Raw genomic sequence first — 26633 nt, 5'->3', positions numbered from 1 at the left:
AGAAACTGCGACGGTGCTCACACTTGGCCATATTGCTGCCCGTGGCGCAGCCATCGGTCGAGTAAGGGGCTGACGTGGGTCGGCCAGCGTTCCAGCAAGGCTTGGGCGGCGTCGCGCACGGCGGGCAGCAAGTCGGCATCGCGCATCAGGTCGGCGACTTTGAATTGCAGCAGACCGGTCTGACGGGTGCCGAGCATTTCGCCGGGGCCGCGCAGTTCGAGGTCTTTTTCGGCGATGACGAAACCGTCGTTGGTCTCGCGCATGATGCCCAGACGCTGGCGGCCGATCTGCGACAGCGGCGGATGGTAGAGCAGCACGCAATGGCTGGCCGCACTGCCTCGGCCAACGCGGCCGCGCAATTGGTGCAGTTGCGCCAGGCCCAGGCGCTCCGGGTTTTCGATGATCATCAGGCTGGCGTTAGGGACGTCGACGCCGACTTCGATCACCGTGGTTGCGACCAGCAATTGCAGGTTGCCGGCCTTGAATTCGGCCATCACCGCGGCTTTCTCGACGGGTTTCATGCGGCCGTGGATCAGCCCGACTTTCAGTTCGCCAAGAGCGGCAGTGAGGTCTTCGAAGGTGGTTTCGGCGGCCTGACAGGTCAGCTCTTCGGATTCTTCAATCAGCGTGCACACCCAGTAGGCCTGACGCCCTTCGGCGCAGGCGCCACGCACCCGTTCGATGACCTCGACGCGGCGAGTGTCAGTGACCAGCACGGTGTTGACCGGGGTTCGCCCGGGCGGTAATTCGTCGAGGATCGAGGTGTCGAGGTCGGCGTAGGCGCTCATCGCCAACGTGCGCGGAATCGGTGTGGCGGTCATGATCAGTTGATGCGGACACATGCGCCCGCCGACGCCTTTCTGCCGCAACGCCAGACGTTGCTGCACGCCGAAGCGGTGTTGCTCGTCGATGATCACCAGCGCGAGGTTTTTGAACTTCACTTCTTCCTGAAACAGTGCATGCGTGCCCACCACCATCGGCGTGCCGGTGGCGATTTGTTCCAGCGCGGCGACGCGATTTTTGCCTTTGAGCTTGCCGGCCAGCCACGCGACTTCAATGCCCAGCGGTTCGAGCCAGCGCTTGAAGGTGATGAAGTGTTGTTCCGCGAGGATTTCGGTCGGCGCCATCAACGCGACTTGGTACCCGGCCTCCAGCGCTTGCAGCGCGGCGAGGGCGGCGACCACGGTTTTACCCGCGCCAACGTCACCCTGAATCAGCCGCAGCATCGGTTCGTGCTGACTGAGGTCGTAGGCGATTTCGTTCCCGACCCGCTGCTGGGCGCCGGTCGGGGCGAAGCCGAGGTTGGCCAGGTATTTGGGCGGCAGTTTTTCCGCTTTCGGCATGGCTGGCGCGCGCAGGGAACGCATGCTTTCGCGCAGACGTTGCTGCGACAGTTGATGCGTCAGCAGTTCTTCGAAGGCGAGGCGATGCTGGGCCCAGTGATGACCGAGGGCGAGTTCGTCGACGTCGGCATCGGCGGGCGGGTTGTGCAGGTAGCGGATCGCATCGGCCAGTGGCGCGAGTTGATAGTCGCGGGCCAGTTCGGTCGGCAGCCAGTCGGGCAGGCTGGTCGGGCCGAGCAGGGTCAAGGTCTGCATGCACAGTTGACGCAGGCGCGCTTGGGTCAGGCCTTCGGTCAGCGGATAGACCGGGGTGAGGGTTTCATCCACCGGCGGCGGCTCGTCGCCCGTGATGGCGCGGTATTCCGGGTGGTAGATCTCCAGTCCCGACGCACCGGGCCGGGCTTCGCCGTAGCAGCGAATGCGCGTGCCGCGCTTGAGGCCTTCTTTCTGCGCGTTGCTGAAATGGTAGAAGCGCAAGCTCAGGCCGCCCGTGCCGTCCTGCAAGCGCACGACGAGGCTGCGGCGACGGCCCATGACCACGTCGGCGCCGCTGACAGTGCCTTCGACCACGGCATCCTGTCCCGGTCGCAAGTGGCCGATCGGCACCACGCGGGTGCGATCCTGATAGCGCAGTGGCAGGTGGAACAGCACGTCCTGGAGATTCTCCAGACCGACCTTGGCCAATTTCTCGGCCATGGCTTCGCCGACACCCTTGAGTGCCGTCACCGACACTTGCGACAGCTCTGTCATGACGCTCGCTTAACCGGCTGTAACCGGTGCCGCTGGCTTGGCCACCGAGCACAGGCGAATGGAGTCGGCGAGAATTTCGATGGCTTTGGGCCGTGGGAAACTCGCGCGCCAGGCAATCGCCACGGTACGGAATGGAACCGGCGGCGACAAGGGCCGCACTTCGATCACGCCCGGGGCGTAGTGATGGCTGTCGACCGCCGACAACGGCAGGATCGAGATGCCCAGACCGGAGGCGACCATGTGGCGAATGGTTTCCAGCGAGCTGGATTCGACCGTGGTGTGCTTGGCGCCGTCACTGCCCTTGGTCAGGGTCGGGCAGGCTTCGAGTACTTGATCGCGGAAGCAGTGGCCTTCGCCGAGCAGCAACAGGCTCTTGTCGTTGAGCAGGCCGGCGTCGATGGTTTCTTTCTGGGTCCACGGGTGCTGCGCTGGCATCAAGACGTAAAACGGCTCGTCATAGAGTTGCAGGGTCAGCACGTCGGCTTCGTTGAACGGCAAGGCGATGATGATCGCGTCGAGTTCGCCGTTGCGCAGTTTGTCGCGCAGCACGTGGGTGAAGTTTTCTTCGATATACAACGGCATCTGCGGGGCGACCCGGTGCAGTTGTGGAATCAGGTGTGGAAACAGGTACGGGCCAACGGTGTAGATCGCGCCGACTTTCAGCGGAGCCGTCAGCTGGTTCTTGCCGGCCTGGGCCAGCTCGCGAATACCTTGGGCCTGTTCCAGTACTTTTTGCGCCTGGGCGACGATGCCTTCGCCGACCGGCGTCACACGCACGGCACTCTTGCTGCGCTCGAAAATCAGCACACCGAGTTCGTCTTCAAGTTTCTTCACGCCCACCGACAGGGTCGGTTGGCTGACGTGGCATTTTTCGGCGGCGTGGCCGAAATGCTGCTCTTGGGCGAGGGTGACGATGTAGCGTAATTCTGTGAGGGTCATAGCAAGCGTCCATGAAGATGCGGGCCAAGCATACCGGCTGCAATCGATAGACGCACGTTATCAGACTGAGGGAGGAGTGCGACACAGGGCAATGCCGGTTTGCCGTGCATAGATATGCAAAAGGCACCTTTCAGTGCCTTTTTGGCTGGATCTATCGGCTTGCGGATAGCCAATGCGGGAGCGAGCCTGCTCGCGAAAGCGGTGTGCCAGAAAAAATATGCGGACTGACACGGCCTCTTCGCGAGCAGGTATTGCGGTGTGTCTTAGCGACGGCGTTCCAGCGAGTAAACAAACGGCGCAACAATTTCAATCGAGCCATTGGTCAACATGTCGGCCGGTGGCTTGGGCAGCGGTTGTGCGCGGCGGATCATTTCCAGGGTGGCCCGGTCCAGATCGGCGTTGCCGGAGCGGCCCACCAGTTCGAACGACAGCACGTTGCCCTCGCCATCAACCACGAAACGCAGACTATTCAAGCCTTCCTTGCCCCGAGCCTGTGCGCTTTGCGGGTACTTTTTGTACTTGGCCAAATGCGCAAGCAGAGTGCCTTGCCAGCTAGCCTTGGCAGCCATCTGGGCTGGCGACGGGCCTGGCGCAGGTTGAGCGGATTTCTCCGTTGGCGCCTGAGTCGGTTGTGTGTCGGCCGGTTTTTCCTCGGAAGGTTTTTCCTTCGGCGGATCGGGCAGCTTTTTCTCGACAGGCTTCGGCGGTTTAGGCTTTGGCTTCGGTTTTGGTTTCTGCACCGCGATTTCGGCTTTCGGTGCTTCGGCCAGTTTCGGAATCGGCAGTTCTTCAACCGGAGCCGGTGGCTGCGGCGGGGTGACGACTTTTGGCGGAGCTGGCGGTGGCGGGGCTGGAACCGGAGCCAGCTCGACCATCATTGCCTGGGGAGGCAGTTCGATGGGCGGGCGGGTGGTCCAGTTCAGCGCCAGCGCGATGGCCAGCGCGTGAACGCCCAGCACCACGGCCAGGCTACCGCTGTAACGCGTCAGCTTATGGCGCGTCGTGATCATTTTTTGACTGCGCTCTCGAGCCCGACCAGACCGACCTTCAGGTAACCCGCGGCACGCAGGTTATCCATCACGCTCATCAGGTCGCCGTAATCCACGCCTTTGTCGGCCTGGAAGAAGATGGTGGTGTCTTTCTTGCCTTTGGTTCTGGCGTCGAGGGTGGCGCCCAGTGTTTCAGGCTTCACTTCGTCTTCGCCGAGGAACAGGCGCTGATCAGCCTTGACGCTGAGGAACACCGGTTTCTCTGGCCGCGGCGCCGGCTTGGCGGTCGAGGCGGGCAGGTCGACTTTGATATCCACAGTGGCCAACGGCGCGGCCACCATGAAGATGATCAACAGCACCAGCATCACGTCGATGAACGGCGTAACGTTGATTTCGTGGTTCTCGGCCAGATCGTCGTCTGCGCCTTCTTTCAAATGCAGGCCCATGGCCGATTACCCCACTTTCACCATGTGCGGTTGCGAGCTGCGCTCAGGCTGGTGATCGAGGTCACGGCTGACCAGCAGCAGGACTTCTGCCGAGGCATCGGAGACCTGCGCCTTGTAACCGGCGATGGAGCGCGCGAACACGTTGTAGATCACTACCGCAGGAATCGCAGCCACCAGACCCAGTGCGGTAGCCAGCAGTGCTTCAGCGATACCAGGTGCCACAACTGCAAGGTTGGTGGTTTGGGTTTTGGCGATGCCGATGAAGGAGTTCATGATGCCCCACACGGTGCCGAACAGGCCGACAAACGGTGCGGTGGAGCCGATGGTTGCGAGTACGCCGGTGCCGCTGCTCATGTTGCGACCGCAGGCTGCGACCAGACGCTCGAGACGGAAGCTGACGCGTTCCTTGATGCCTTCTTTCTCGCGGCTGTTGGTCGACAGGCGCATCTCTTCAAGGGCGTCGTGTACCAGCAGGTTGGCAAGCGTGCCTTCTTTTGCGGCAGTGGTGCTGGCTTCTTTAAGCGTGGTGGCTTTCTTCAGGGCGGCGATTTCACCTCGCAGACGACGCTTGGCGCCCATCAGCTCAAAGCCCTTGGCGATCCAGATGGTCCAGGTGATGATCGACGCAATGGCCAGGCCGATCATCACGATTTTCACGATGATGTCGGCGTTCTGGTACATGCCCCAAGGCGACAGATCGTGGGCCATGCCCAGGGTGTTGTCGGCTTCAAGGGCTTCTGGCGCGTCGGCCGGTGTGGCGTCGAGGGTTTGAGCCGGAGCTGTCGCATCCGGTGCAGCCGCCGCTGGAGCGCTCTGTTCGGTGGCGGCAGGAGCAGCAGGTGCCTGAGCGTCGGCGAAAGCGGCGGTTGGCGACAGCATCAGGCTGAGCAACAGAGCCGCCACCGCGCTCCAGGCGCGAGGTCGTTTGGTTGGCGAAGCGGGGATTTGATTACGATTCATGCTGGCCGGACCTGAGATAGAAAAACGGTAATGCTCTTCCAGGCCTCGTGAGGCCGAGAACAAAAGTGGCAGGCATTATTGCAAGTAATTCTTGTTAACAAAAGTAATAGAGTAACTTTTTTTCCTTCATTGCTAGCCGCTCGTCCACTGCCGAGGCTAGTCTGTGCCTTTCCGATGGGAGTTTTTTGATGTCCGCGCCTTCTGTTTTGATCGCCGGTTGTGGTGATGTCGGCAGCCGTCTGGCCACGCAATTGCTGGCTGCTGGTTGGGAAGTTCATGGCTTGCGCCGAAATGTCTCGCGTCTGCCTGAAGGGGTCATCGGCGTCGCCGGCGACCTGTTCAATGAAGACTGCCCGGCGACCTGGCCGGTCGGTGCCGTGGATTACCTGGTGTATTGCGCCGCCGCCACCGATCACGATGAGGCCGGTTATCGCGCGGCTTATGTGCAGGGTTTGCAGAATGTACTGAGTTGGCTGGACGACTATGGTCAAGTACCGGATCGGCTGATTTTCGTGTCCAGCAGCAGTGTTTTTGGACAGCTGGACGGCGAGTGGGTTGATGAAACGAGCGAGACCGCCGCTTCCGGTTACTCAGGTCGGTTGATGCTCGAAGCCGAGCAGGTAGCGCTCAACAGTGGTATCCCGGCGAGCATCCTGCGCCTGACCGGTATTTACGGCCCGGGCCGGGAATGGCTGTTGACTCAGGTACGGCGTGGCTATCGAGTGGCCGTTGATCCGCCGCTGTATGGCAATCGCATTCATGTTGATGACGCGGCGGGGTTGCTGGCGTTTCTGCTTGAGGCTGACCGTCGGGGCGTGGCGCTTGAGCCGGTCTACATCGGTGTCGATGATGCGCCGGCGCCGCTGGCCGAGGTGGTGGGCTGGTTGCGCGAGTTTATGGGGGTCACTGAATGGTCGGAAGATGAAAGCGTTCGGCGTACCGGTAGCAAGCGTTGCAGCAACGCGCGGGCGAAAGCGCTGGGTTGGGCGCCAAAGTATCCGAGTTATCGAGAAGGGTATGCGGCGATTCTCGAAGGTAAATGCTGAATCTCAGGCTCCACAACACAACTGTGGGAGCGAGCCTGCTCGCGAAGGGTCGTCACATTCAACATCTCTGCTGACTGTGACGCCGCTTACGCGAGCAGGCTCGCCCCCACATTTGGATCTTCGATGATTTCGGCAGCGGGTTACTGCTTCTCGAGCAACCACTTGCGCTCACCTGCGGTGAACTGCGGTTGTTCATCCGCCAGAGCGGTGTTCACCGCTTGCAGGATTTCCAGTTCCTTGCCCTTGCGCACAAAGATCCAGTTGTTGCCTTGGCCGTTCTGCTGCAACCACATGCTGTCGTTGCCACTGCTCATCGATGCGCAATCGCCCGCCAGGCACAGCGCGTAACGATCGGCGCCCGGCAGGCCGGAGACCTGGCCGTCGGCCTGAAACTGCACGGTGCCGCCTTCGCCCTGACCATTGGCGATTTTCCAGGTGCCGCCCATGTAGGTTGAATACAGTGCGCGTTCGAAGCTCGCACCGATCGGCGCGCCTTCGGGCACCGGGATCTGTGCGCGGTCGAAGAGCTGTTCCGGTTCGTTGTCGCTGGCGGCCTGTTGCAGTTGATTGCCGGCGCGTTTCAGCTCGCTGGCGGAGCTGCCATAAAAGTCGACTTTCCAGGCACCAGACTGTTCGCCCAGCAGCCGACCTTCGACTTTCTCAAAACCGTTGGTGTAGCGTGCCTGGCCGGCCTTGGTGTTGACGTCCCATTCCAGGTTCGGGCCGTAAGCCTGAAGTGCTTCGCGCAGGGAGCCGCCCTGGGTGGCAGCATCGATCGCCACCTGGTTGATCCAGGTGCCGCTGATGTCACGGTCGGCAGGGTCGCTGGCGCAGCCGCCGAGGAAAATGGCGAACAGCGAGAGAGCAAGCGCATTGCGCATGGTGGAATCCTTTCAAAACCTTTCTTGCAGAGCAGTCGGCGCGGCGTATGAAGGCCGCGCCGTGCGCATCACTCGATGACCAGAATGGCATCCATTTCAACCTGCGAACCCTTTGGCAGGGCAGCAACGCCAATGGCGGCGCGTGCCGGGTACGGCTGGTCGAAGTATTTGCCCATGATCTCGTTGACCTTGGCGAAGTGGCTCAGGTCGGTGAGGAAGATGTTCAGTTTGACGATGTCCTTGAACGAACCGCCGGCGGCTTCGGCCACGGCTTTGAGGTTCTCGAACACCTGGACGGTCTGGGCTTCGAAGCCTTCAACCAGTTCCATGGTTTTTGGGTCCAGCGGGATCTGGCCCGACATGTAGACGGTGTTGCCAGCCTTGATCGCCTGGGAGTAAGTGCCGATGGCGGCCGGGGCCTTGTCGCTGGTGATAACTGTCTTGGTCATGCATGACTCCTTGTAATGGTGGACTTATGCGCGCATGCGGGTGATGCGGATCACCCCGGTCAGTGCGCGCAGTTTCTTGATTACACGGGCCAGGTGCACACGGTCGTGAACGCTGACCACCAGTTGGACGACGCTGATACGACCATCGCGTTCGTCCATGCTGATTTTCTCGATATTGCCATCGGCTGCGTTGACGCTGCTGGCCAGCAGGGCGATCAGGCCGCGCTGGTGTTCCAGCTCGACACGCAGTTCGACGTTGAATTCGCCGGTGACATCCTTGGCCCACGAGAGCTGGATGCATTTTTCCGGGTTGTGCCTGATTTCGCTGATATTGCGGCAGTTGTCCAGGTGCACGACCATGCCTTTGCCCGCCGACAGGTGCCCGACAATCGGGTCGCCCGGGATCGGCGTGCAGCACTTGGCATAGCTCAGCACCAGACCTTCGGTGCCGCGAATCGCCAGCGGGCCTTCCGGGCTAGGCAGTTGCTCGCCTTCGCCAAGCAGGCGACGGGCGACCACGTAGGCCATGCGATTGCCTAGACCGATGTCTTCGAGCAAGTCTTCGATCAGTTCGAGGCGGTACTCGGTGAGCATCGCCTTGACGCGCTCGGCCGGAATCTTCTCCAGCGAACTGTCGAAACCGTTCAGTACCTTGTTCAGCAGGCGTTCGCCGAGGCTGATGGATTCGGAGCGGCGCTGCAGTTTCAGCGCATGGCGAATGTGCGTGCGCGCCTTGCCGGTGACCACGAAGTTGAGCCAGGCCGGGTTCGGTCGTGCGCCGGGAGCACTGACGATCTCGACCGTGGAGCCACTTTGCAACGGCTCGGACAGCGGTGCGAGGCGGCGGTTGATCCGGCAGGCGATGCAGCTGTTACCGACATCGGTGTGCACCGCGTAGGCGAAGTCGACGGCCGTGGAGCCTTTCGGCAGCTCCATGATCCGGCCTTTTGGCGTGAACACGTAGACCTCGTCCGGGAACAGGTCGATTTTCACGCTCTCGATGAATTCCAGCGAGTTGCCGGCCCGTTGCTGCATTTCCAGCACGCCTTTGACCCACTGGCGGGCACGTGCATGAGTGCCCTTCGGCTGCTCGTCACCGCTGGATTTGTACAGCCAATGGGCGGCGATGCCGTTGTTGGCCATCTCTTCCATTTCGCGGGTGCGGATCTGGATCTCGATCGGTACGCCGTGCATGCCGAACAGCGTGGTGTGCAGCGACTGATAGCCGTTGGCCTTGGGGATCGCGATGTAATCCTTGAAGCGCCCCGGCAACGGTTTGTACAAATTATGCACAGCACCCAGTACGCGGTAGCAGGTGTCGACCTTGTCGACGATGATCCGGAACGCGTAGACGTCCATGATCTCGTTGAAGGCCCGACGCTTGCCGCGCATTTTCTTGTAGATGCCGTAGAGGTGTTTCTGGCGACCGCTGACTTCGCCCTGGATGCCGTCGATAGCGAGGCAATGGCCGAGGGATTCTTCGATCTTGTTGACGATTTCCTTGCGGTTGCCCCGAGCGCGCTTGACCGCCTGGTAGATCCGCGCGGAACGCATCGGGTGCATGGCCTTGAAGCCGAGGTCTTCGAATTCGATGCGAATGGCATGCATGCCCAGCCGGTTGGCGATGGGCGCGTAGATTTCGAGGGTTTCCTTGGCGATCCGGCGGCGTTTTTCTCCGGACAGCACTTCCAGCGTGCGCATGTTGTGCAGGCGGTCGGCGAGTTTGACCAGGATCACGCGGATGTCGCGTGCCATGGCCATGGCCATTTTCTGGAAGTTTTCAGCCTGGGCTTCGGCCTTGGTCTCGAAGTTCATCTGGGTCAGTTTACTGACCCCGTCGACTAGTTCGGCCACGGTTTCACCGAACTGCGCTTGCAGCGCCTCTTTGGCGATACCGGTGTCTTCGATCACGTCATGCAGCATCGCAGCCATCAGGCTCTGATGGTCCATGTGCATGTCGGCAAGAATATTTGCCACGGCAAGAGGATGCGTGACGTACGCCTCGCCACTGCGTCGGCGTTGGCCGTCGTGGGCTTGTTCGGCGTAGAAATACGCTCGGCGGACCAGGTTGACCTGGTCATTGCCGAGGTAGGTCGATAAGCGATCGGCGAGGGCGTCTATGCTCGGCATGATGACTCCTGCCGTACGTTGTGACCCTGCGCCGTGCTACGTCGACCAGGCATAGGCTTAGACGGCCTCGTTGGACTCGTCCTCGAACGCTGCGAACAGCGGTTCATCCTGGACGATTTCCTGCTCGGCGATGAACTCGTAGCTCATCAGGCCTTCAGCGATTTCACGCAGCGCTACAACGGTAGGCTTGTCGTTTTCCCACTGAACCAGTGGCTCTTTGCCGCCGGTGGCCAGTTGACGGGCACGTTTGGTAGAGAGCATGACCAGCTCAAAACGGTTTTCCACGTGGTTCAGGCAGTCTTCAACGGTTACGCGGGCCATGGTATTCCTCGGAGCGAATGCAATATGCGCGCTGCCCGGTTGGGCGAGCGGACTGAGCAGTTTAAAAAAACACCAGCGATTAGGGAAGCGCTGATTTTTTGATCAACCTCTTCAACGCGCTGCAAGTGCCAATGTAAAGCCCTTGCAGCGCTTTTGGGAAGCGCTGATTAACCGAGCAATTCGGCCAGTAATTTGCCGAAACGCACCTGTTGGCGTTTCTGTTGCAACTGATTGGCGCGGAAAATCGCCTTCAGATCGTCCAGCGCATGAGCGAAGTCGTCGTTGATGATCAGGTAGTCGTATTCGACGTAATGGCTCATCTCGTTGACCGCTTCGCGCATCCGCCCGTCGATAATCTCGTCGCTGTCCTGGCCGCGATTGGTCAGACGCTGGTGCAAGGCCTGCAACGATGGCGGCAAAATGAAGATCGAGCGTGCCTGCGGCATCAGCTTGCGCACTTGCTCGGCGCCCTGCCAGTCGATTTCCAGAATCAGGTCGTGGCCTTCATCGAGGGTCTGTTGCAGATGGCTTTGCGAGGTCCCGTAGAAGTTGCCGAAGACTTCGGCGCGTTCGAGGAAGTCACCGTGCTCGCCCATCTTTACGAAGGCTTCGCGGGTTACGAAGTGATAGTTCACGCCGTTCACTTCACCCGGGCGCATGGCGCGGGTGGTGTGGGAGATCGACACGCGGATCTCCGGGTTGGCATCGGTCAAAGCCTTGACCAGGCTGCTCTTGCCCGCGCCCGATGGCGCGGAAATGATGTACAGGGTGCCGGTGCTGTGGGTCATGTCGGGGTAGCCTTACTCAATATTCTGTACTTGTTCGCGCATCTGCTCGATCAACACTTTGAGGTTGACGGCCGCCTGGGTGCTGCGCGGGTCGAAGGCCTTGGAGCCCAGTGTATTGGCTTCGCGGTTGAGCTCCTGCATCAGGAAGTCGAGGCGCCGTCCGGCTGCACCGCCGGATTTAAGCACCCGGCGTACTTCTATGATGTGAGTGCTCAGACGATCCAGTTCTTCGGCCACATCGCTCTTTTGCGCGAGGATGACCATTTCCTGTTCCAGGCGCTGCGGATCCAGCTCGGCCTTCATGTCGGCAAAGCGGTCGAGGACTTTCTGGCGTTGGGTGGCGAGCATCTGCGGAACCAGTTCACGCAGGGTCACGACGTCTTCTTCAATGGAAGTCAGACGATCGTTGATCAGCCGTGCCAGCTCCGAGCCTTCACGCTCGCGACCGGCCTTGAGTTCCTTCAGCCCCTGATTGAACAGGGCCAGGGCTTCGGCATTCAGTGCTTGCGGGTCACTGGCATCGGCGACCAGAACGCCGGGCCAGGCCAGCACTTCCAGCGGATTGAGTGCAGCAGGATTCTTGATCAGACCGGCAATCGTTTCGGCTGCGGCGACCAATTGCGCGGCGCGCTCGCGATCAACTTGCAGCGGTTTGCCGGTGCTTTCTTCAATGAACCGCAGGGTGCATTCCAGTTTGCCCCGCGACAGGCCTTGACGCAGGGCTTCGCGCACGGCGCCTTCAAGCTCGCGAAACGACTCCGGCAGACGCAGGTGCGGTTCCAGATAGCGACTGTTGACCGAGCGCAATTCCCAGCTCAGGGTGCCCTGTGCGCCGGCTTTTTCGACGCGGGCGAAGGCGGTCATGCTGTGCACCATGGCGGTGACCTCGCAATGCAGATCGGCGCGGAACCTGAGTTCCGCAGGCGCGATATCAATGAATTTAAGCCGACTGGCAGCAAAGGCGCAGGATTGTAGCGCAGTGCGGCGAATGCGCCCAAACACACGGTGTGACAAAGGGCTGCAGCCCGTCGGTAATAAGTGTTTGAGGGCCTTCGGTCGTCGGTGCGGATTTTTAACCAGTGCCCAGTGGCGGTGCACCGCTCTATAATGCTCGGCAGTTTTCCGTCCCCAGTACAGGTATTCCCTATGAAACGTCCAAGTGGTCGCGCTGCCGATCAGCTCCGCTCGATCCGCATTACCCGCAACTACACCAAACACGCCGAGGGATCCGTACTGGTCGAATTCGGTGATACCAAAGTCATCTGCACCGTCAGCGTCGAAAACGGCGTGCCGCGTTTCCTCAAAGGCCAGGGTCAGGGCTGGTTGACTGCCGAGTACGGCATGCTGCCGCGCGCCACCGGCGAGCGTAACCAGCGTGAAGCGAGTCGCGGCAAGCAGGGCGGCCGCACCCTGGAAATCCAGCGTCTGATCGGCCGGTCCCTGCGCGCGGCGCTGGACATGTCCAAGCTGGGCGACGTTACCCTTTATGTCGACTGCGACGTGATTCAGGCTGATGGCGGCACCCGCACCGCCTCCATCACCGGCGCCATGGTGGCCCTGGTCGATGCGTTGAAGGTCATCAAGAAGCGCGGCGGCCTGAAGGGCGGCGACCCGCTCAAGCAAATGATCGGCGCTGTATCGGTGGGCATGTATCAAGGCGAGCCAGTGCTGGATCTGGACTATCTTGAAGACTCCGCCGCCGAGACCGACCTCAACGTGGTGATGACCAGTTCCGGTGGCTTCATCGAAGTGCAAGGCACTGCTGAAGGCGCGCCGTTCCAGCCAGAAGACCTGAACGCCATGCTGGAACTGGCCAAGAAAGGCATGAACGAAATCTTCGAACTGCAGAAGTCAGCACTGGCTGACTGATCAGGTTGATAACCCGCAAGGAGGACGCGATGAGTGACCAAGAGCTGCTGCCCAAACCGAGCCAGGAGGTTCGTCAGTGGGCGATGTTTTGTCACTTGTCCGCCTTGCTGGGGATCTGGATTCCTTTCGGTAATCTGATCGGGCCGCTGATTCTGTGGCAGATGAAGCGTGAGTCGGATCCGTTTATCGATGCACAGGGCAAAGAGGCGCTGAATTTTCAGATCACCGTCGCAATTGTTACCGCGATCTGCATTCTGCTGATGCTGGTCATCGTAGGTTTCTTCCTTTATGGACTGGTCACCATTGCTGCGTTGGTTTTGGCGATCATCGGTGGTGTGAAAGCTAACGAAGGTTTTCCCTATCGTTATCCGTTTACCTGGCGCCTGATCAAGTAGCGATCAACGCCTGCAAAAGATTTGCATTTTTGCAATTAAAGCCGTTTCGAAAGTGTGTAGGAATGATCTTGCTGCGATGAGCGGTAGTTGAGATTGCTATATACATCAGCCTCTTACATCTTTAGTCACAACTGCGCCAACATAGTACTGCCCATGTCCTTGGCAATCAGGCGGAGTGGTTGTTAAAGTCCCCGCACGTCATATTCCTGCAGAATATTTCGATGTATTCAGGCCAGCGAAGGTCCTTGAAATCCAATTCAATCAGTGTTGAGAAAGTCAGCCAATTCATGAGGTGTGGACAGGTATAAAGTTCGCCTCTGAATATCTAGCCAAGAATAATCCCAATGATTCAGCTCGATTTTTATGGAACGCTTGTGGCCGCTTCCCTGGTGCTTTTGCTAGGACGCGGACTTGTTACACGTATTGCTTTTCTGCGTAATTACAATATTCCTGAGCCCGTCGCCGGTGGCCTGGTCGTGGCGCTGGCTCTTCTGTTGCTACGAACGTTCGACATCGAGGTTCGCTTCGACACTTCGCTGCAAACACCTTTGATGCTGGCGTTTTTCGCCACTATTGGCTTGAGTGCCGATTTTGCCAGCCTGAAGAAAGGTGGGCGTGTAGTGGGCATATTCGTGCTGGCGGTCACCGGCTTGCTGGTGGTTCAGAATGCCTTGGGCATCGGTCTGGCCACTGCGCTGGGGCTGGACCCGTTGATGGGGCTGCTGACAGGTTCGATAACGCTGGCGGGCGGTCATGGCACAGGTGCTGCGTGGGGCACGGTGTTTAGTGAGAAGTACGGTCTGGCATCCGCCTCCGAGCTCGCCATGGCATCTGCGACGTTTGGTCTGGTGTTGGGTGGGTTGATTGGTGGTCCCGTGGCTCGCCTGCTCATCAAGCGTGTTCGAGTGCCCGGATGCCAGCCGCAAGAAACGCCGCGATTGCCAAAAGGTTTCGAGCAGCCGAACAAGGAGCGCTCGATCACCCCGTTCTCGTTTATCGAGACACTGGCGCTGATTGCAGTCAGTCTGTTGGCCGGCAATTTGCTGAATGGTCTTCTGCACGGCACCGCATTTGAGTTGCCGACATTTGTCTGCGTCTTGTTCGTGGGTGTCGTTCTGCGTAACGGGCTATCAGCGCTGGGCTTGTATCAGGTGTTCGAGCGCGAAGTCTCGGTGTTGGGGAATGTCAGCCTGTCGCTGTTTCTGGCGATTGCCTTGATGTCGCTCAAGCTGTGGGATCTGGCAGCACTGGCACTACCGATATTCATCATCCTGGCTGCGCAAACACTGGTCATGGCGCTGTTTGCGATTTTCGTGACGTTCAGAATGATGGGCCGTAACTACGACGCGGCGGTATTGGCAGCGGGGCACTGTGGTTTTGGGCTGGGTGCGACACCGACGGCCATCGCCAACATGCAGGCGGTGACGCAGCGCTACGGTCCTTCGCAGATTGCGTTTCTCGTGGTGCCGATGGTAGGTGCATTCTTCATCGACATTATCAATGTCATCGTGATCAAGCTGTATCTGGTCTTGCCGTTTTTTGTCGCCGTCTGAGCTTCGGACCACTTTAGTCTGAGGCACAAAAAATGCCCGTATCTCGCGATACGGGCATTTTTTTGTCTGAATCGACGCTTAGATGGTCAGCGTCCAGTCGTAGTCGACGATCAGCGGTGCGTGCTGCGAGAACCGAGGCTGACGAGGCAGGCGTGCGCTGCGCACAAAGCGCCGCAAGCCTGGAGTCAGGATCTGGTAGTCGAAGCGCCAGCCCAGATTGAGCATCTCGGCCTGTTCGTTGTCCGGCCACCAGCTGTACTGGTCGCCTTCACGGCTGACTTCGCGCAGGGCATCTACATAGCCCATGTTGCCGACAATCTCGTCCATCCAGGCGCGTTCTGGCGCCAGGAAGCCCGGGGATTGCTGGCTGTCGCGCCAGTTCTTGATGTCGAGCTTCTGCTGCGCGACATACAGCGAGCCACAATAAATGTACTCGCGACGTTTACGCCGCTGTTTGTCCAGGTACTTGCCGAAGTCGTCCATGAGCTTGAACTTCTGGTTCAAGTCCTCATCGCCGTTCATTCCCGAAGGAAGCAGCAAGGTGGCAATACTGACTTTGTCGAAATCTGCTTGCAGGTAGCGCCCGTAGCGGTCGGCCGTCTCGAAACCGAGACCGCTGATGACAGCCTTCGGTTGCAACCGCGAGTACAAAGCCACGCCACCTTGGGCGGGGACTTCAGCATCGCAGGCATAAAGGAAGTAGCCATCCAGTTGGAAGGCTGGGTCATCCAGTTCAAAGGCGGAGGCACGGGTGTCCTGCAGGCAGATGACGTCGGCATTCTGTGCTTGCAGCCAACTGAGCAAACCACGCTCGACTGCAGCCTGAATACCATTGACGTTCACACTGATGATCCGCATAAATGGCCCCAAAAATCGCGTGCGTGTATGATACACGGCGTCAAGCTAATTAGCTAAATCCGTGGTATTTGGGGTTTTTTTCATGCAAGCGTATCAGCGCGATTTCATTCGTTTTGCCATCGATCGCGGCGTTTTGCGCTTCGGTGAGTTCACCCTGAAGTCCGGGCGCACCAGTCCTTACTTCTTCAATGCCGGCCTGTTCAACACGGGTTCGGCCTTGGCGCAGCTGGGTCGGTTCTACGCCGCAGCCATTGCCGAAAGTGGCATTTCTTTCGACGTGCTGTTTGGCCCGGCGTATAAAGGCATCCCGTTGGCAGCGACCACCGCCGTCGCGCTGGCCGAGCATCACGACCGTGACTTGCCATGGTGCTTCAACCGCAAAGAGGCCAAGGCCCACGGCGAAGGCGGCAGTCTGGTTGGCGCCCCGCTGACCGGTGATGTGCTGATCATCGACGACGTGATCACCGCCGGTACCGCGATCCGCGAAGTGATGCAGATCATCGCTTCCCAGGACGGCGCCCAGGCAGCTGGCGTGCTGATCGCCCTGAACCGTCAGGAGCGCGGCAACGGTGAGTTGTCGGCAATCCAGGAAGTGGAGCGCGATTTCGGCATCCCGGTCATCAGCATTGTTTCGCTGAATCAGGTGCTGGAGTTCCTCGCTGACGATCCGCAGCTCAAGCAGCATTTGCCAGCCGTGGAAGCGTACCGCGCCCAGTTCGGCGTGTAATCGCATTCCCCTCTGTAGGAGCAGCCGTCGGCAGCTCCTACAGAGATTGCAGGCAAAAAAAGACCCCGCTCAGCCAGGCTGAACGGGGTCTTTTGTTTGCACCAGTACTTACGGACGCTTGCGATTACTGATCAGCGTACCCACACCGGTATCGGTGAAAATTTCCAGCAGGATCGCGTTCGGTACGCGCCCGTCGATGATCAACGAGCTACCCACGCCACCCTGAACGGCTTCCAGCGCGCAACGGATCTTCGGCAGCATGCCGCCGTAGATGGTGCCGTCGGCGATCAGATCGTCGACCTGCTGGGTGCTCAGACCGGTCAGAACCGTGCCTGACTTGTCCATCAGGCCGGCGATGTTGGTCAGCAGCATCAGCTTCTCGGCTTTCAGCGCTTCGGCAACTTTACCGGCCACCAGATCGGCGTTGATGTTGTACGACTCGCCGTTCTCACCCACACCGATTGGCGCGATCACCGGGATGAAATTGCCTTTGACCAACAGGTTCAACAGCTCGGTGTTGATCCCGACCACTTCGCCCACTTGGCCAATGTCGATGATTTCTGGCTGGGTCATCTCCGGAGTCTGGCGGGTAACGGTGAGCTTCTTCGCACGAATCAGTCCGGCGTCTTTACCGGTCAGGCCAATGGCGCTGCCGCCGTGGCGGTTGATCAGGTTGACGATGCTTTTGTTGACCTGACCGCCCAGAACCATTTCAACCACGTCCATGGTCGCGGCGTCAGTGACGCGCATGCCGTCGACGAAGTGGCTTTCGATCGACAGGCGCTTGAGCAGGTCACCGATTTGCGGGCCGCCGCCGTGAACCACGACCGGGTTGATGCCCACGGCTTTCATCAGCACGATGTCGCGGGCGAAGCCGGTTTTCAGCTCCTCGCTTTCCATCGCGTTGCCGCCGTATTTGATCACCAGGGTCTTGCCGACATAACGTCGGATGTAAGGCAACGCTTCGGACAGGACCTGGGCGGTGTGGGCGGCGGCTTCGCGTTCGAGGGTCATTCAGGGCTCCGGGTGGATCAGAACGGTAGTTGGAGATCAGGTGCAACGCGTTTCAGTTGGGCGTGGAACACATCCTTGATGCGCTGCAGTTCAGCCTCGTCATCGGCCTCGAAGCGCAGCACCAGCACCGGTGTGGTGTTGGACGCGCGCACCAGGCCCCAGCCTTTGGCGTAATCGACTCGCACGCCGTCGATGGTGGTCAGGTCGGCGCCTGCGCCCCACTGTGCGTCGTGCAATGCATCAATGATGCTGAATTTGCTCTCTTCGGTCACATGGATATTGATTTCCGGCGTAGAAATATCGTTCGGGAAGGTCGCAAACAGCTCCTCCGCGGTGGATTTTTCCTTGCTGAGGATCTCCAGCAGACGTGCGGCGCTGTAGATCCCGTCGTCGAAACCGAACCAGCGTTCCTTGAAGAAAATGTGCCCGCTCATTTCACCGGCCAACAGCGCGCCGGATTGTTTCATTTTCTTTTTGATCAACGAATGACCAGTCTTCCACATTAGCGGCCGACCACCGTACTCCTTGATCAGCGGTACCAGGCGACGGGTGCATTTGACGTCGAAGATGATTTCCGCGTCCGGGTTGCGCGCCAACACGTCACGGGCGAACAGCATCAGCAGGCGATCCGGAAAAACGATGCTGCCGGTATTGGTTACTACGCCGACACGGTCGCCGTCACCATCGAATGCCAGGCCGATATCGGCGTTGGTTTCCTTGACCTTGGCGATCAGGTCGACGAGGTTTTCCGGCTTGCCTGGGTCCGGGTGGTGATTGGGGAAATTGCCGTCAACTTCACAGAACAGCGGGATGACTTCGCAGTTCAGCGCTTCGATCAGTTGCGGGGCAATCACGCCGGCTGCGCCGTTGCCGCAATCGACCACGACTTTCAGGCGTCGCGCCAGTTTGATGTCCTGGACGATCTCGGTGTTGTAGCGGTCGAGGATCTCGACCTGGGTGACGCTGCCGTTGCCGCTGCTCAGATTGTTGGTCTTGAGGCGTTCGTGCAGAGCCTGAATCTGTTCGTTGGCGAGAGTGTCGCCGGCGATGACAATCTTGAAGCCGTTGTAGTTCGACGGGTTGTGGCTGCCGGTGAGCATCACGCCGGACTTGCCGGCCAAGACGTTGGCGGCGTAGTACAGCGCCGGAGTGGGCACCAGGCCGACATCGCTGACGTGGCAGCCACTCTCGGCGATACCGCGGATCAGCTCGGCGACCAGTTCCGGCCCGGACAGGCGGCCGTCGCGACCGACGGACACATTGGGCTCGCCTTGGGCAAGGCTCTGCGAACCGACGGCGCGGCCGATCCAGTAAGCGGTTTCGGCATTGAGGAATTCCGGCACGGTGCCGCGAATGTCATAGGCGCGGAAGATGCTGTCAGGCAGCTTCGGGGCAATCTTGGCTGGGGTGCTCATCTGCGGAAATGCTCCATCTCGAAAGTGGTGGGTCACACCGACGATTCACTCGACGGCAGGCTCAAACTGAAGGGTATGACGGCGTTTTCCACAGAGAGTTCGTGGTGTGAAAGGGCCATGACGCCTCGGCTGGCGTGGCTTTGGTCCGGCAAAACCTTGATTGGCGGTGCTAAAACCTGTCGCTGAAATAACGCAAATTTCCCCCTGCAGGAGCTGCCGCAGGTTGCGATCTTTTGACTTTGATTGTTTAAAAACAGGATTAAAAGATCGCAGCCTGCGGCAGCTCACTACGCGGATTATTTGGTGCCGGTATGGCCAAAACCACCGGTACCGCGCTCGGTTTCGACGAACGCTTCAACCATCTCGAAATGCGCCTGTACCACCGGCACAAGCACCAGTTGCGCCAGGCGTTCGCCGACGGCCATGGTGAAATCGGTCTGGCCGCGGTTCCAGCAGGAAACCATCAGCGGGCCCTGGTAATCGGAGTCGATCAGGCCAACAAGGTTGCCCAGCACGATGCCGTGTTTGTGGCCCATGCCCGAGCGAGGCAGGATCAGCGCGGCGAGGTTCGGGTCACCGATGTAGACCGACAGGCCGGTCGGGATCAGCACGGTTTCACCCGGTTTGATCACGATGTCCTGCTCCAGCATGGCGCGCAGGTCGAGGCCGGCGGAGCCCGGGGTGGCGTATTGTGGCAGCGGGAATTCGGTGCCGATGCGTGGGTCGAGGATCTTGGCTTGCAAAGCGTGCATGTAAATTAAACCTGGTTCAGACGTTCGGCGATAAAAGTGACCAGTTGGCGAGCGATCTTGCTCTTGCTGGTCTGGGCGAAAACCGTGGCGTGAAGCTCACGGTCAATTACGCTGCAGGCGTTTTCTTCGCTGTTGAAACCGATGCTCGGGTTGGCGACGTCGTTGGCGACGATCAGATCGAGATTCTTGTCCTTCAGCTTGCGCGCAGCGTAGTCGAGCAGATGTTCGGTCTCGGCGGCGAAACCGACACTGAATGGACGATCGGGGCGGGTCGCGATGGTGGCCAGAATGTCTGGGTTGCGCACCATTTGCAGGACGAAGCCGTCGCCGCTCGTAGGATCTTTCTTGAGTTTTTGCGGGGCGATGACTTCCGGACGGTAATCCGCAACCGCTGCCGAGGAAATGAACACGTCACAAGGGATCGCGGATTCGCACGCCGCGAGCATGTCGCGGGCACTGACCACGTCGATGCGCGTGACGCGATCCGGGGTCGGCAGGTGCACCGGGCCGCTGATCAAGGTCACGCGGGCGCCGGCTTCCACCGCCGCTTCGGCCAGGGCGAAGCCCATTTTTCCGGAGCTATGGTTGGTGATGTAGCGCACCGGATCGATGTTTTCCTGGGTCGGCCCGGCCGTAATGACGACGTGCTTACCAGTCAGCGCCTGACGCTGGAAGCAGTCCGCCGCGCACTGCGCCAGATCGGTAGCTTCCATCATGCGGCCCATGCCGACGTCGCCGCAGGCCTGGCTGCCGGAGGCCGGGCCGAACGTCTTCAGGCCGCGGCTTTGAAGCAGTTGCAGGTTGGCTTGGGTCGCGGGGTCGCGCCACATCGCCTGATTCATTGCCGGGGCGACCGCCACGACGGCGTCGGTGGCCAGCACCAGCGTGGTCAGCAAATCGTTGGCGATGCCTTGGGCCAGTCGGGCGAGCAGGTCGGCGGTGGCCGGGGCGATGAGCACCAGATCGGCCCACTTGGCCAGTTCGATGTGGCCCATCGCCGCTTCGGCGGCAGGGTCGAGCAAATCCAGGTGAACCGGGTGCCCGGACAGGGCCTGCATGGTCAGCGGGGTGATGAACTCGGCGCCGCCATGGGTCATGACCACACGCACTTCGGCGCCCTGGTCGATCAGGCGACGAACCAGATCGGCGCTCTTGTAGGCAGCGATGCCGCCGCCGACGCCCAGAACGATGCGTTTCCGATACAGCCGCTGCATAGGTCTGCCTTTGATTTCGTGGGTGACATACGTGGCGAAACCCCCTCCCCAGGGTGAATCCGCCCGCAAAAAAGATGGGCTAAGATATCACAGCGACCGCTACGGAACAGCGGCGCCCACAGACAGGGAAAGTGTATGAGTATTCGCGATTGGCCTGCGGCGGAGCGCCCGCGGGAGAAGCTACTTGAACAGGGCTCTGCGAGCCTTTCCGACGCCGAATTGCTGGCGATCTTCTTACGCACTGGCGTCACTGGAAAAAGCGCGGTGGATCTTGCGCGACACCTGTTGACTCAATTCGGCAGCCTGCGCGTGTTGCTGGAGGCCGATCTTGCACAATTCAGCAAGGAGCTGGGATTAGGGCCGGCGAAGTTCGCCCAGTTGCAGGCGGTGCTGGAAATGGGCCGTCGGCATCTGGCTGAGCGCATGCGCAGGAAACCCGCACTGGAGAATCCACAGGCGGTTCGCGATTACCTCAAATCGATGCTGCGCCACGAGCCGCACGAGGTATTTGGTTGTCTGTTTCTGGACTCCAAGCATCAAGTGTTGACGTTCGAGGCGCTGTTTCGCGGCTCCATCGACAATACCAGCGTACATCCCCGTGAGGTGGTGAAGCGTTCCCTGGCCAATAACGCGGCGGCGGTGATCCTTTGTCACAACCACCCGTCCGGGAACAGCGACCCCAGTCAGGCGGATCAGTTGTTGACCAAGCGTTTGCAAAAGGCGCTGGACCTGATTGATGTGCGGGTGCTCGATCACTTCATCGTGGGGGAGGGTGAGCCTCTGTCGATGGCGGAGTGCGGCTGGATGTAAGTCTCAGGATCATGCGCAACCTTGTGGGAGCTGGCTTGCCAGCGATAGCCGGCAGGCAACATTCGTTCTGAATGTGCCGCCTTCATCGCTGCCAAGCCAGTTCCCACAGGTTTATAGCGTGACGGTTACTTGAGGTTGACCCTGGAGTAGTCCTGCCGGCCAAACGGGCTTACCGAGTAACCCTGAACGTCTTTACGTGTCAGCGCGAACGCCGTTGGGTGTGCCAGGGGCAGCCACAGTGCCTGCTGCTGAATCTGCGCCTGCGCCTGCTCGTAGAGTTTGGTGCGCACGCCTTGTTCGCTGGTGGTCTTGCCGGCGCTGATCAGCTTGTCGAGATCGGCGTTGCAGTAGCGTGCGAAGTTGGTGCCGGACTTGACCGCGGCGCAGGAAAACTGCGGCGTGAGGAAGTTGTCCGGGTCGCCGTTATCACCGGCCCAGCCCATGAACAAGAGGTCATGCTCGCCTGCTTTGGCGCGGCGAATCAGCTCGCCCCATTCGATCACGCGGATTTGCGCCTGAATGCCGATTTGCGCCAGATCCGATTGCAACATCTGGGCGCCCAGGCTCGGGTTCGGGTTGAGCAGACTGCCCGACGGCCGCGTCCAGATGGTGGTCTGGAAGCCATCCTTCAAACCGGCCTTGGTCATCAGTGCCTTGGCTTTCGCTACGTCGTGAGGGTAGCCCGGCAGGTTTTTCGCGTAACTCCAGGTGTTTGGCGGGTAAGGGCCGTTGGCTGCTTCAGCCGTGTCTTCGAACACGGCTTTGATGTAGTTGGCCTTGTCGAAGGCAAGGTTGATCGCCTGACGCACTTCCGGTTTGTCCAGTGGCGGATGCTGGCTGTTGATGCCGACGAAGGCAGTCATGAACGCGTCGGCTTTTTCGACTTTCAGCGTCGGCTCTTTCTGCGCAGCCTCTACGTCCAAGGGTTTTGGCGACAGGGCAATCTGGCATTCATTGCGTCGCAGTTTTTGCAGGCGCACGTTTGCATCTGGCGTGATCGCGAAGATCAGCGGATCCACGGCGGGCTTGCCACGGAAGTAGTCCGGGTTGGCCTTGTAGCGGACCGCGGCGTCTTTCTGGAATCGCGTGAAGACAAACGGGCCGGTGCCGATTGGCTGGCTGTTGAGCTTGTCGGTGGCGTTGGCCTTCAACAGTTTGTCGGCGTATTCGGCGGAATAGACCGAGGCGAAACCCATGCTCAGGGTCGCCAGAAACGTCGAGTCCGGGTGATCAAGTGTGAAGCGCACGGTCAGTGGGTCCAGCGCGTCGATCTTCTTGATGAGCGCCGATAGTTGCATCGATTGCGCGTGAGGGAAGCCGCTTTGGGCAACTTTGTGCCAGGGATTGGCCGGATCGAGCATGCGGTCGAAACTGAATTTGACGTCTTCGGCAGTCAGCTCGCGGGTTGGCTTGAAGTACTCGGTCGTATGAAATTTGACCTGCGGGTGCAATTTGAAGATATAAGTCAGGCCGTCGGTGCTGATTTCCCAGCTGTCGGCCAGGCTCGGGATGACCTTGCCGCTGGCAGTATCGAAATCAACCAGGCGGTTCATCAGCACATCGGCCGACGCATTGGTGGTGGTCAGCGAGTTGTACTGCACCACATCGAAGCCTTCAGGGCTCGCCTCGGTGCAGACGCTCAGTGCGGCGGCCTGGGCCAGAGGGCTCAGCAGGAGCGGGGCGAACAGCAGGGGTAGGGCAGCGAGGCGCATGGTCGGTTTCCTATTACAGATCGAAGGCCCATCTGCAAGTGCAGTCTGGAAAAGTCCTACCCTAGAGGTCGCGATTGCAAATGACTATCCCCTTTTGTATTTTCGCAGACGTTTTTACGCAGTTCCGGCGTGTGCTCGGTGCAACGACGATCCAGAATCGGGCGCATGAGCGGTTTTCTTCGACGAGTGGTAAAACCCCGTCCCGGCCTTTGTCCAAGGCGTTCGCGAGCAGAATCTGCGTCTTTTTGTGGATTGATTGCACACGGAAAGTTGTTGCACCCCAGTCTTTCTGGTATAAAGCAGCGCTCTTTTCTAGGGGCCCGGTTCCTTCACTGTAGGTGTAGCCGGTAAGACCTCTAAAGAAACGCGGCGCCTGGCGCCAAATGACTGAGAGATTAAGCGGCCAACCCATGCCGGGTTGGGCATGTGGTTTTAGAGGGCTGAGGCATGTCGAGAGTATGTCAAGTTACCGGTAAGGGTCCGGTGACTGGGAATAACATTTCCCACGCAAACAACAAAACCCGTCGTCGTTTCCTGCCGAACCTGCAGCATCACCGCTTCTGGGTTGAAGAAGAGAAACGTTTTGTGCGTCTGCGCGTATCTGCCAAAGGCATGCGTATCATCGACAAGCGTGGCATCACTGTCGTGCTCGCCGAACTTCGCCGCGATGGCAAGATTTAAGGGAGCTAATCATGCGTGAATTGATTCGTTTGATCTCGAGCGCCGGTACTGGTCACTTCTACACTACCGACAAGAACAAGCGTACTACCCCGGACAAAATCGAGATCAAGAAATATGATCCGGTTGTTCGCAAGCACGTGATGTACAAGGAAGGCAAAATCAAGTAATTGATTTTTCCCGACTTACAAAAAAGGCCCGTATCTCACGATACGGGCCTTTTTTGTTTCTCAGGTTTTGTCGCGCCCGTCCGGGCCTCATCGTTGGCAAGCCAGCTTCCACAGTAATTGTGGGAGTTCACAAATTATGCGTTCACCAAAAAAACTGTGGGAGCTGGCTTGCCAGCGATGGGGCCAGATCAGCCAGCGAAAATCCTCAGCCCTTCTGTTCGAAAATCACATAGACCTTGCGGCAAGCCTCCAGCACCTCCCAAGTGCCGCGAAACCCTGCCGGAATTACAAAACGATCACCCACGCGCAACGTCTTGGCATTGCCGTCGCTGTCACGCAGCACCGAAACACCCTGGAGAATTTCGCAGTATTCATGCTCGGTGTAGTTCACCGTCCACTGACCCACCGCACCTTCCCACACGCCGACACCCATCTGCCCGCAAGGACTTTCATATTGATGGAACACTGCCTGCTCGGGATCGCCCTTGAGTACTTTGGCCGGGTCCGGGCGATAGCGTTCGGCTTCGCTGGAGGTCAGGCTGATGTCGACGACGTTCTGGATGTTCATTGTTGTTATCTCCCGTAAATGCGGCGCAAGGCTGGAAAAGGCCAAAGTCTATGTTGATTAAAATCAACACTGCAAGGTCGTATAGCCGCCTTATGTCAAATATATTGAAACAAACCCGGCCGCTGGTTTAGGGTGGCGGGTGCCTCGGGCCGAAATGCAGGCTGGCCGGGCAGAATTGCTGAGGACGTCGGCGAAGATCGCGCGGCGCTCGTATTCAACAAGAGGAGGACACCTGAATGACCACCCTGACTCGTGCCGATTGGGAACAACGCGCCCGCGACCTGAAGATCGAAGGCCGCGCCTACCTCAATGGCGAATACACCGACGCCGTCTCCGGCGAGACTTTCGAATGCATCAGCCCGGTCGATGGCCGTCTGCTGGGCAAAATTGCCAGCTGTGACGCCGCCGACGCCCAGCGCGCCGTGGAAAATGCTCGCGCTACCTTCAATTCCGGCGTGTGGTCGCGCCTGGCGCCGACCAAACGCAAAGCCACCATGATCCGTTTTGCCGGCCTGCTGAAGCAGCACGCCGAAGAACTGGCCCTGCTCGAAACCCTCGACATGGGCAAGCCGATCAGCGATTCGCTGAACATCGACGTGCCGGGCGCGGCGCAAGCGCTGAGCTGGAGCGGTGAGGCGATCGACAAGATTTACGACGAAGTCGCAGCTACGCCGCACGATCAACTGGGTCTGGTGACCCGCGAGCCAGTCGGCGTGGTTGGCGCCATCGTGCCGTGGAACTTCCCGCTGATGATGGCGTGCTGGAAACTCGGCCCGGCGCTGTCGACCGGTAACTCGGTGATCCTCAAACCGTCGGAAAAGTCGCCGCTGACCGCCATCCGTATCGCGGCGCTGGCTGTCGAGGCCGGCATTCCGAAAGGCGTGCTCAACGTGCTGCCGGGTTACGGCCACACCGTGGGCAAGGCGCTGGCCCTGCACAACGATGTGGATACTTTGGTGTTCACCGGTTCGACCAAGATCGCCAAGCAATTGATGATTTATTCCGGCGAATCGAACATGAAACGCGTGTGGCTGGAAGCCGGTGGCAAGAGCCCGAACATCGTCTTTGCCGATGCTCCCGATCTGCAAACCGCTGCCGAATCGGCCGCCAGCGCCATCGCCTTCAACCAGGGCGAAGTCTGCACCGCCGGTTCGCGTCTGCTGGTCGAGCGTTCGATCAAGGACAAATTCCTGCCGATGGTGATCGAGGCGCTGAAAGCCTGGAAACCGGGCAACCCGCTGGATCCGGCGACCAACGTCGGCGCGCTGGTTGATACCCAGCAGATGAACACCGTGCTGTCCTACATCGAGTCCGGTCATACCGACGGCGCCAAACTGGTGGCTGGCGGCAAGCGCATTCTTCAGGAAACCGGTGGCACCTACGTCGAGCCGACGATTTTCGACGGCGTGAGCAACGCGATGAAGATCGCACAGGAAGAGATCTTCGGCCCGGTGCTGTCGGTCATCGCTTTCGACACGGCTGAAGAAGCCATCCAGATTGCCAACGACACGCCTTACGGCCTGGCCGCTGCGGTTTGGACTCAGGACATCTCCAAGGCACACCTGACCGCCAAGGCGCTGCGCGCCGGTAGCGTGTGGGTCAACCAGTACGACGGCGGCGACATGACTGCACCGTTCGGTGGCTTCAAGCAGTCGGGCAACGGTCGTGACAAGTCGCTGCACGCGTTCGACAAGTACACCGAACTGAAGGCGACATGGATCAAACTGTAAACCGTTGAAGGGAGCCTGATTCCGTCGGGCTCCCCAGCCATGCAGAGATCCCTTGTGGGAGCGAGCCTGCTCGCGAAGCGGTTTATCAGTCAGCCCAGGTGCTGAATGTGAAACGGCTTTCGCGAG

At 59.6% G+C, this 26633-nt stretch carries 26 protein-coding genes and 1 pseudogene; 9 read left to right on the top strand and 18 right to left on the bottom strand.

Features of this window, described 5'->3' with window-relative positions:
- Positions 1–17: 17 nt before the first annotated feature.
- The 5 genes from recG to exbB form a co-directional block, all read right to left on the bottom strand.
- Positions 18–2093: an ATP-dependent DNA helicase RecG gene (gene recG, locus AB4P97_RS22970; RefSeq protein ID WP_042561766.1), complete on the bottom strand. Its 2076-nt coding sequence runs from the start codon at positions 2091–2093 to the stop codon at positions 18–20.
- A gap of 9 nt (positions 2094–2102) precedes the next feature.
- On the bottom strand, positions 2103–3032 hold the full coding sequence (locus AB4P97_RS22965) for a hydrogen peroxide-inducible genes activator (RefSeq protein ID WP_042561765.1): 930 nt from the start codon (positions 3030–3032) through the stop codon (positions 2103–2105).
- 263 nt (positions 3033–3295) lie between these two features.
- Positions 3296–4042, bottom strand: coding sequence for a TonB family protein (locus tag AB4P97_RS22960; protein WP_395601663.1), 747 nt, complete (start codon positions 4040–4042; stop codon positions 3296–3298).
- The gene (gene exbD, locus AB4P97_RS22955) at positions 4039–4467 is read right to left on the bottom strand and encodes a TonB system transport protein ExbD (protein ID WP_042561763.1); all 429 of its coding nucleotides are present in this window, start codon (positions 4465–4467) and stop codon (positions 4039–4041) included. The genes AB4P97_RS22960 and exbD overlap by 4 nt, the downstream gene beginning before the upstream one ends.
- Before the next feature lie 6 nt (positions 4468–4473).
- Positions 4474–5427 carry a tonB-system energizer ExbB gene (gene exbB / locus AB4P97_RS22950; protein ID WP_042561762.1) on the bottom strand — a complete coding sequence of 318 codons (954 nt, stop codon included), beginning with the start codon at positions 5425–5427 and terminating at the stop codon, positions 4474–4476.
- Between the two features lie 188 nt (positions 5428–5615).
- Between exbB and AB4P97_RS22945 the strand changes: the two genes are divergently transcribed.
- Entirely contained in the window at positions 5616–6473 is an 858-nt protein-coding gene (locus AB4P97_RS22945; protein WP_042561761.1) for an SDR family oxidoreductase, read from the top strand.
- Positions 6474–6613: 140 nt separating this feature from the next.
- Here the strand turns inward: AB4P97_RS22945 and AB4P97_RS22940 are convergent, their stop codons facing one another.
- The 6 genes from AB4P97_RS22940 to AB4P97_RS22915 all read right to left on the bottom strand — a co-directional run bounded on the left by AB4P97_RS22940 (position 6614) and on the right by AB4P97_RS22915 (position 11918).
- The gene (locus tag AB4P97_RS22940; protein ID WP_042561760.1) at positions 6614–7354 is read right to left on the bottom strand and encodes a hypothetical protein; all 741 of its coding nucleotides are present in this window, start codon (positions 7352–7354) and stop codon (positions 6614–6616) included.
- 68 nt (positions 7355–7422) lie between these two features.
- Entirely contained in the window at positions 7423–7803 is a 381-nt protein-coding gene (locus AB4P97_RS22935) for a RidA family protein (protein ID WP_003229509.1), read from the bottom strand.
- Positions 7804–7827: 24 nt separating this feature from the next.
- Complete coding sequence (spoT, locus tag AB4P97_RS22930) at positions 7828–9933, bottom strand: bifunctional GTP diphosphokinase/guanosine-3',5'-bis pyrophosphate 3'-pyrophosphohydrolase (RefSeq protein ID WP_007920338.1); 2106 nt, start codon at positions 9931–9933, stop codon at positions 7828–7830.
- Between the two features lie 57 nt (positions 9934–9990).
- On the bottom strand, positions 9991–10254 hold the full coding sequence (gene rpoZ, locus AB4P97_RS22925) for a DNA-directed RNA polymerase subunit omega (protein ID WP_016985812.1): 264 nt from the start codon (positions 10252–10254) through the stop codon (positions 9991–9993).
- 167 nt (positions 10255–10421) lie between these two features.
- Entirely contained in the window at positions 10422–11042 is a 621-nt protein-coding gene (gene gmk / locus AB4P97_RS22920) for a guanylate kinase (RefSeq protein WP_042561759.1), read from the bottom strand.
- Between the two features lie 12 nt (positions 11043–11054).
- Positions 11055–11918 (bottom strand): YicC/YloC family endoribonuclease, encoded by an 864-nt coding sequence (locus tag AB4P97_RS22915; protein WP_395601662.1) that lies wholly within the window; start codon positions 11916–11918, stop codon positions 11055–11057.
- 270 nt (positions 11919–12188) lie between these two features.
- On the opposite strand from AB4P97_RS22915, the gene rph reads away from it, so the two are divergent.
- The 3 genes from rph (at position 12189) to gltS (ending at position 14859) form a co-directional block, all read left to right on the top strand.
- Positions 12189–12911: a ribonuclease PH gene (gene rph / locus AB4P97_RS22910; protein ID WP_042561757.1), complete on the top strand. Its 723-nt coding sequence runs from the start codon at positions 12189–12191 to the stop codon at positions 12909–12911.
- A 29-nt stretch (positions 12912–12940) separates the two neighbouring features.
- The gene (locus AB4P97_RS22905; protein WP_042561756.1) at positions 12941–13306 is read left to right on the top strand and encodes a DUF4870 domain-containing protein; all 366 of its coding nucleotides are present in this window, start codon (positions 12941–12943) and stop codon (positions 13304–13306) included.
- A gap of 344 nt (positions 13307–13650) precedes the next feature.
- Entirely contained in the window at positions 13651–14859 is a 1209-nt protein-coding gene (gene gltS / locus AB4P97_RS22900; RefSeq protein WP_042561755.1) for a sodium/glutamate symporter, read from the top strand.
- Positions 14860–14937: 78 nt separating this feature from the next.
- Here gltS and AB4P97_RS22895 read toward each other — a convergent pair whose 3' ends face one another.
- Positions 14938–15717: an exodeoxyribonuclease III gene (locus AB4P97_RS22895; protein ID WP_007920349.1), complete on the bottom strand. Its 780-nt coding sequence runs from the start codon at positions 15715–15717 to the stop codon at positions 14938–14940.
- An 82-nt stretch (positions 15718–15799) separates the two neighbouring features.
- On the opposite strand from AB4P97_RS22895, the gene pyrE reads away from it, so the two are divergent.
- On the top strand, positions 15800–16444 hold the full coding sequence (gene pyrE / locus AB4P97_RS22890; protein WP_042561754.1) for an orotate phosphoribosyltransferase: 645 nt from the start codon (positions 15800–15802) through the stop codon (positions 16442–16444).
- Between the two features lie 108 nt (positions 16445–16552).
- On the opposite strand, the gene argB is transcribed toward pyrE, so the two are convergent.
- The 4 genes and pseudogenes from argB to coaBC form a co-directional block, all read right to left on the bottom strand.
- Positions 16553–17458 (bottom strand): acetylglutamate kinase, encoded by a 906-nt coding sequence (argB, locus tag AB4P97_RS22885; RefSeq protein WP_003229488.1) that lies wholly within the window; start codon positions 17456–17458, stop codon positions 16553–16555.
- A 17-nt stretch (positions 17459–17475) separates the two neighbouring features.
- A pseudogene (locus tag AB4P97_RS22880) lies at positions 17476–18879 on the bottom strand (phosphomannomutase/phosphoglucomutase); the annotation flags it as partial.
- Positions 18880–19169: 290 nt separating this feature from the next.
- Positions 19170–19625 carry a dUTP diphosphatase gene (gene dut / locus AB4P97_RS22875; RefSeq protein WP_042561752.1) on the bottom strand — a complete coding sequence of 152 codons (456 nt, stop codon included), beginning with the start codon at positions 19623–19625 and terminating at the stop codon, positions 19170–19172.
- Between the two features lie 5 nt (positions 19626–19630).
- Positions 19631–20839, bottom strand: coding sequence for a bifunctional phosphopantothenoylcysteine decarboxylase/phosphopantothenate--cysteine ligase CoaBC (gene coaBC, locus AB4P97_RS22870; RefSeq protein ID WP_042561751.1), 1209 nt, complete (start codon positions 20837–20839; stop codon positions 19631–19633).
- Between the two features lie 135 nt (positions 20840–20974).
- On the opposite strand from coaBC, the gene radC reads away from it, so the two are divergent.
- Positions 20975–21649 carry a DNA repair protein RadC gene (gene radC, locus AB4P97_RS22865; protein WP_042561750.1) on the top strand — a complete coding sequence of 225 codons (675 nt, stop codon included), beginning with the start codon at positions 20975–20977 and terminating at the stop codon, positions 21647–21649.
- 125 nt (positions 21650–21774) lie between these two features.
- Here the strand turns inward: radC and AB4P97_RS22860 are convergent, their stop codons facing one another.
- Positions 21775–23361, bottom strand: coding sequence for an ABC transporter substrate-binding protein (locus AB4P97_RS22860; RefSeq protein WP_395601661.1), 1587 nt, complete (start codon positions 23359–23361; stop codon positions 21775–21777).
- A 447-nt stretch (positions 23362–23808) separates the two neighbouring features.
- On the opposite strand from AB4P97_RS22860, the gene rpmB reads away from it, so the two are divergent.
- Entirely contained in the window at positions 23809–24042 is a 234-nt protein-coding gene (gene rpmB / locus AB4P97_RS22855; RefSeq protein ID WP_007920377.1) for a 50S ribosomal protein L28, read from the top strand.
- Between the two features lie 11 nt (positions 24043–24053).
- Positions 24054–24209, top strand: a complete 156-nt coding sequence (gene rpmG / locus AB4P97_RS22850) for a 50S ribosomal protein L33 (RefSeq protein ID WP_016772554.1) — start codon at positions 24054–24056, stop codon at positions 24207–24209.
- 205 nt (positions 24210–24414) lie between these two features.
- Here the strand turns inward: rpmG and AB4P97_RS22845 are convergent, their stop codons facing one another.
- Positions 24415–24777, bottom strand: coding sequence for a cupin domain-containing protein (locus tag AB4P97_RS22845; RefSeq protein ID WP_042561748.1), 363 nt, complete (start codon positions 24775–24777; stop codon positions 24415–24417).
- Positions 24778–25013: 236 nt separating this feature from the next.
- Here AB4P97_RS22845 and AB4P97_RS22840 point away from each other — a divergent pair, with 236 nt between their 5' ends.
- Entirely contained in the window at positions 25014–26507 is a 1494-nt protein-coding gene (locus AB4P97_RS22840) for an aldehyde dehydrogenase (RefSeq protein WP_395601660.1), read from the top strand.
- Positions 26508–26633: the final 126 nt, after the last annotated feature.

It is taken from the genome of Pseudomonas sp. A1230 (assembly GCF_044218825.1).
Taxonomy (GTDB): Bacteria; Pseudomonadota; Gammaproteobacteria; order Pseudomonadales; family Pseudomonadaceae; genus Aquipseudomonas; species Aquipseudomonas iridis.
Note: the sequence above shows the minus strand (reverse complement) of the source record. Positions and strands in the feature narration are given on the sequence as shown.

What these genes read in the sequence shown, in the direction of transcription:
- recG (WP_042561766.1), bottom strand. Translation starts at nt 2,093, where the DNA reads ATGACAGAGCTGTCGCAAGTGTCGGTGACGGCACTCAAGGGTGTCGGC.
- AB4P97_RS22965 (WP_042561765.1), bottom strand. Translation starts at nt 3,032, where the DNA reads ATGACCCTCACAGAATTACGCTACATCGTCACCCTCGCCCAAGAGCAG.
- AB4P97_RS22960 (WP_395601663.1), bottom strand. Translation starts at nt 4,042, where the DNA reads ATGATCACGACGCGCCATAAGCTGACGCGTTACAGCGGTAGCCTGGCC.
- exbD (WP_042561763.1), bottom strand. Translation starts at nt 4,467, where the DNA reads ATGGGCCTGCATTTGAAAGAAGGCGCAGACGACGATCTGGCCGAGAAC.
- exbB (WP_042561762.1), bottom strand. Translation starts at nt 5,427, where the DNA reads ATGAATCGTAATCAAATCCCCGCTTCGCCAACCAAACGACCTCGCGCC.
- AB4P97_RS22945 (WP_042561761.1), top strand. Translation starts at nt 5,616, where the DNA reads ATGTCCGCGCCTTCTGTTTTGATCGCCGGTTGTGGTGATGTCGGCAGC.
- AB4P97_RS22940 (WP_042561760.1), bottom strand. Translation starts at nt 7,354, where the DNA reads ATGCGCAATGCGCTTGCTCTCTCGCTGTTCGCCATTTTCCTCGGCGGC.
- AB4P97_RS22935 (WP_003229509.1), bottom strand. Translation starts at nt 7,803, where the DNA reads ATGACCAAGACAGTTATCACCAGCGACAAGGCCCCGGCCGCCATCGGC.
- spoT (WP_007920338.1), bottom strand. Translation starts at nt 9,933, where the DNA reads ATGCCGAGCATAGACGCCCTCGCCGATCGCTTATCGACCTACCTCGGC.
- rpoZ (WP_016985812.1), bottom strand. Translation starts at nt 10,254, where the DNA reads ATGGCCCGCGTAACCGTTGAAGACTGCCTGAACCACGTGGAAAACCGT.
- gmk (WP_042561759.1), bottom strand. Translation starts at nt 11,042, where the DNA reads ATGACCCACAGCACCGGCACCCTGTACATCATTTCCGCGCCATCGGGC.
- AB4P97_RS22915 (WP_395601662.1), bottom strand. Translation starts at nt 11,918, where the DNA reads ATGGTGCACAGCATGACCGCCTTCGCCCGCGTCGAAAAAGCCGGCGCA.
- rph (WP_042561757.1), top strand. Translation starts at nt 12,189, where the DNA reads ATGAAACGTCCAAGTGGTCGCGCTGCCGATCAGCTCCGCTCGATCCGC.
- AB4P97_RS22905 (WP_042561756.1), top strand. Translation starts at nt 12,941, where the DNA reads ATGAGTGACCAAGAGCTGCTGCCCAAACCGAGCCAGGAGGTTCGTCAG.
- gltS (WP_042561755.1), top strand. Translation starts at nt 13,651, where the DNA reads ATGATTCAGCTCGATTTTTATGGAACGCTTGTGGCCGCTTCCCTGGTG.
- AB4P97_RS22895 (WP_007920349.1), bottom strand. Translation starts at nt 15,717, where the DNA reads ATGCGGATCATCAGTGTGAACGTCAATGGTATTCAGGCTGCAGTCGAG.
- pyrE (WP_042561754.1), top strand. Translation starts at nt 15,800, where the DNA reads ATGCAAGCGTATCAGCGCGATTTCATTCGTTTTGCCATCGATCGCGGC.
- argB (WP_003229488.1), bottom strand. Translation starts at nt 17,458, where the DNA reads ATGACCCTCGAACGCGAAGCCGCCGCCCACACCGCCCAGGTCCTGTCC.
- dut (WP_042561752.1), bottom strand. Translation starts at nt 19,625, where the DNA reads ATGCACGCTTTGCAAGCCAAGATCCTCGACCCACGCATCGGCACCGAA.
- coaBC (WP_042561751.1), bottom strand. Translation starts at nt 20,839, where the DNA reads ATGCAGCGGCTGTATCGGAAACGCATCGTTCTGGGCGTCGGCGGCGGC.
- radC (WP_042561750.1), top strand. Translation starts at nt 20,975, where the DNA reads ATGAGTATTCGCGATTGGCCTGCGGCGGAGCGCCCGCGGGAGAAGCTA.
- AB4P97_RS22860 (WP_395601661.1), bottom strand. Translation starts at nt 23,361, where the DNA reads ATGCGCCTCGCTGCCCTACCCCTGCTGTTCGCCCCGCTCCTGCTGAGC.
- rpmB (WP_007920377.1), top strand. Translation starts at nt 23,809, where the DNA reads ATGTCGAGAGTATGTCAAGTTACCGGTAAGGGTCCGGTGACTGGGAAT.
- rpmG (WP_016772554.1), top strand. Translation starts at nt 24,054, where the DNA reads ATGCGTGAATTGATTCGTTTGATCTCGAGCGCCGGTACTGGTCACTTC.
- AB4P97_RS22845 (WP_042561748.1), bottom strand. Translation starts at nt 24,777, where the DNA reads ATGAACATCCAGAACGTCGTCGACATCAGCCTGACCTCCAGCGAAGCC.
- AB4P97_RS22840 (WP_395601660.1), top strand. Translation starts at nt 25,014, where the DNA reads ATGACCACCCTGACTCGTGCCGATTGGGAACAACGCGCCCGCGACCTG.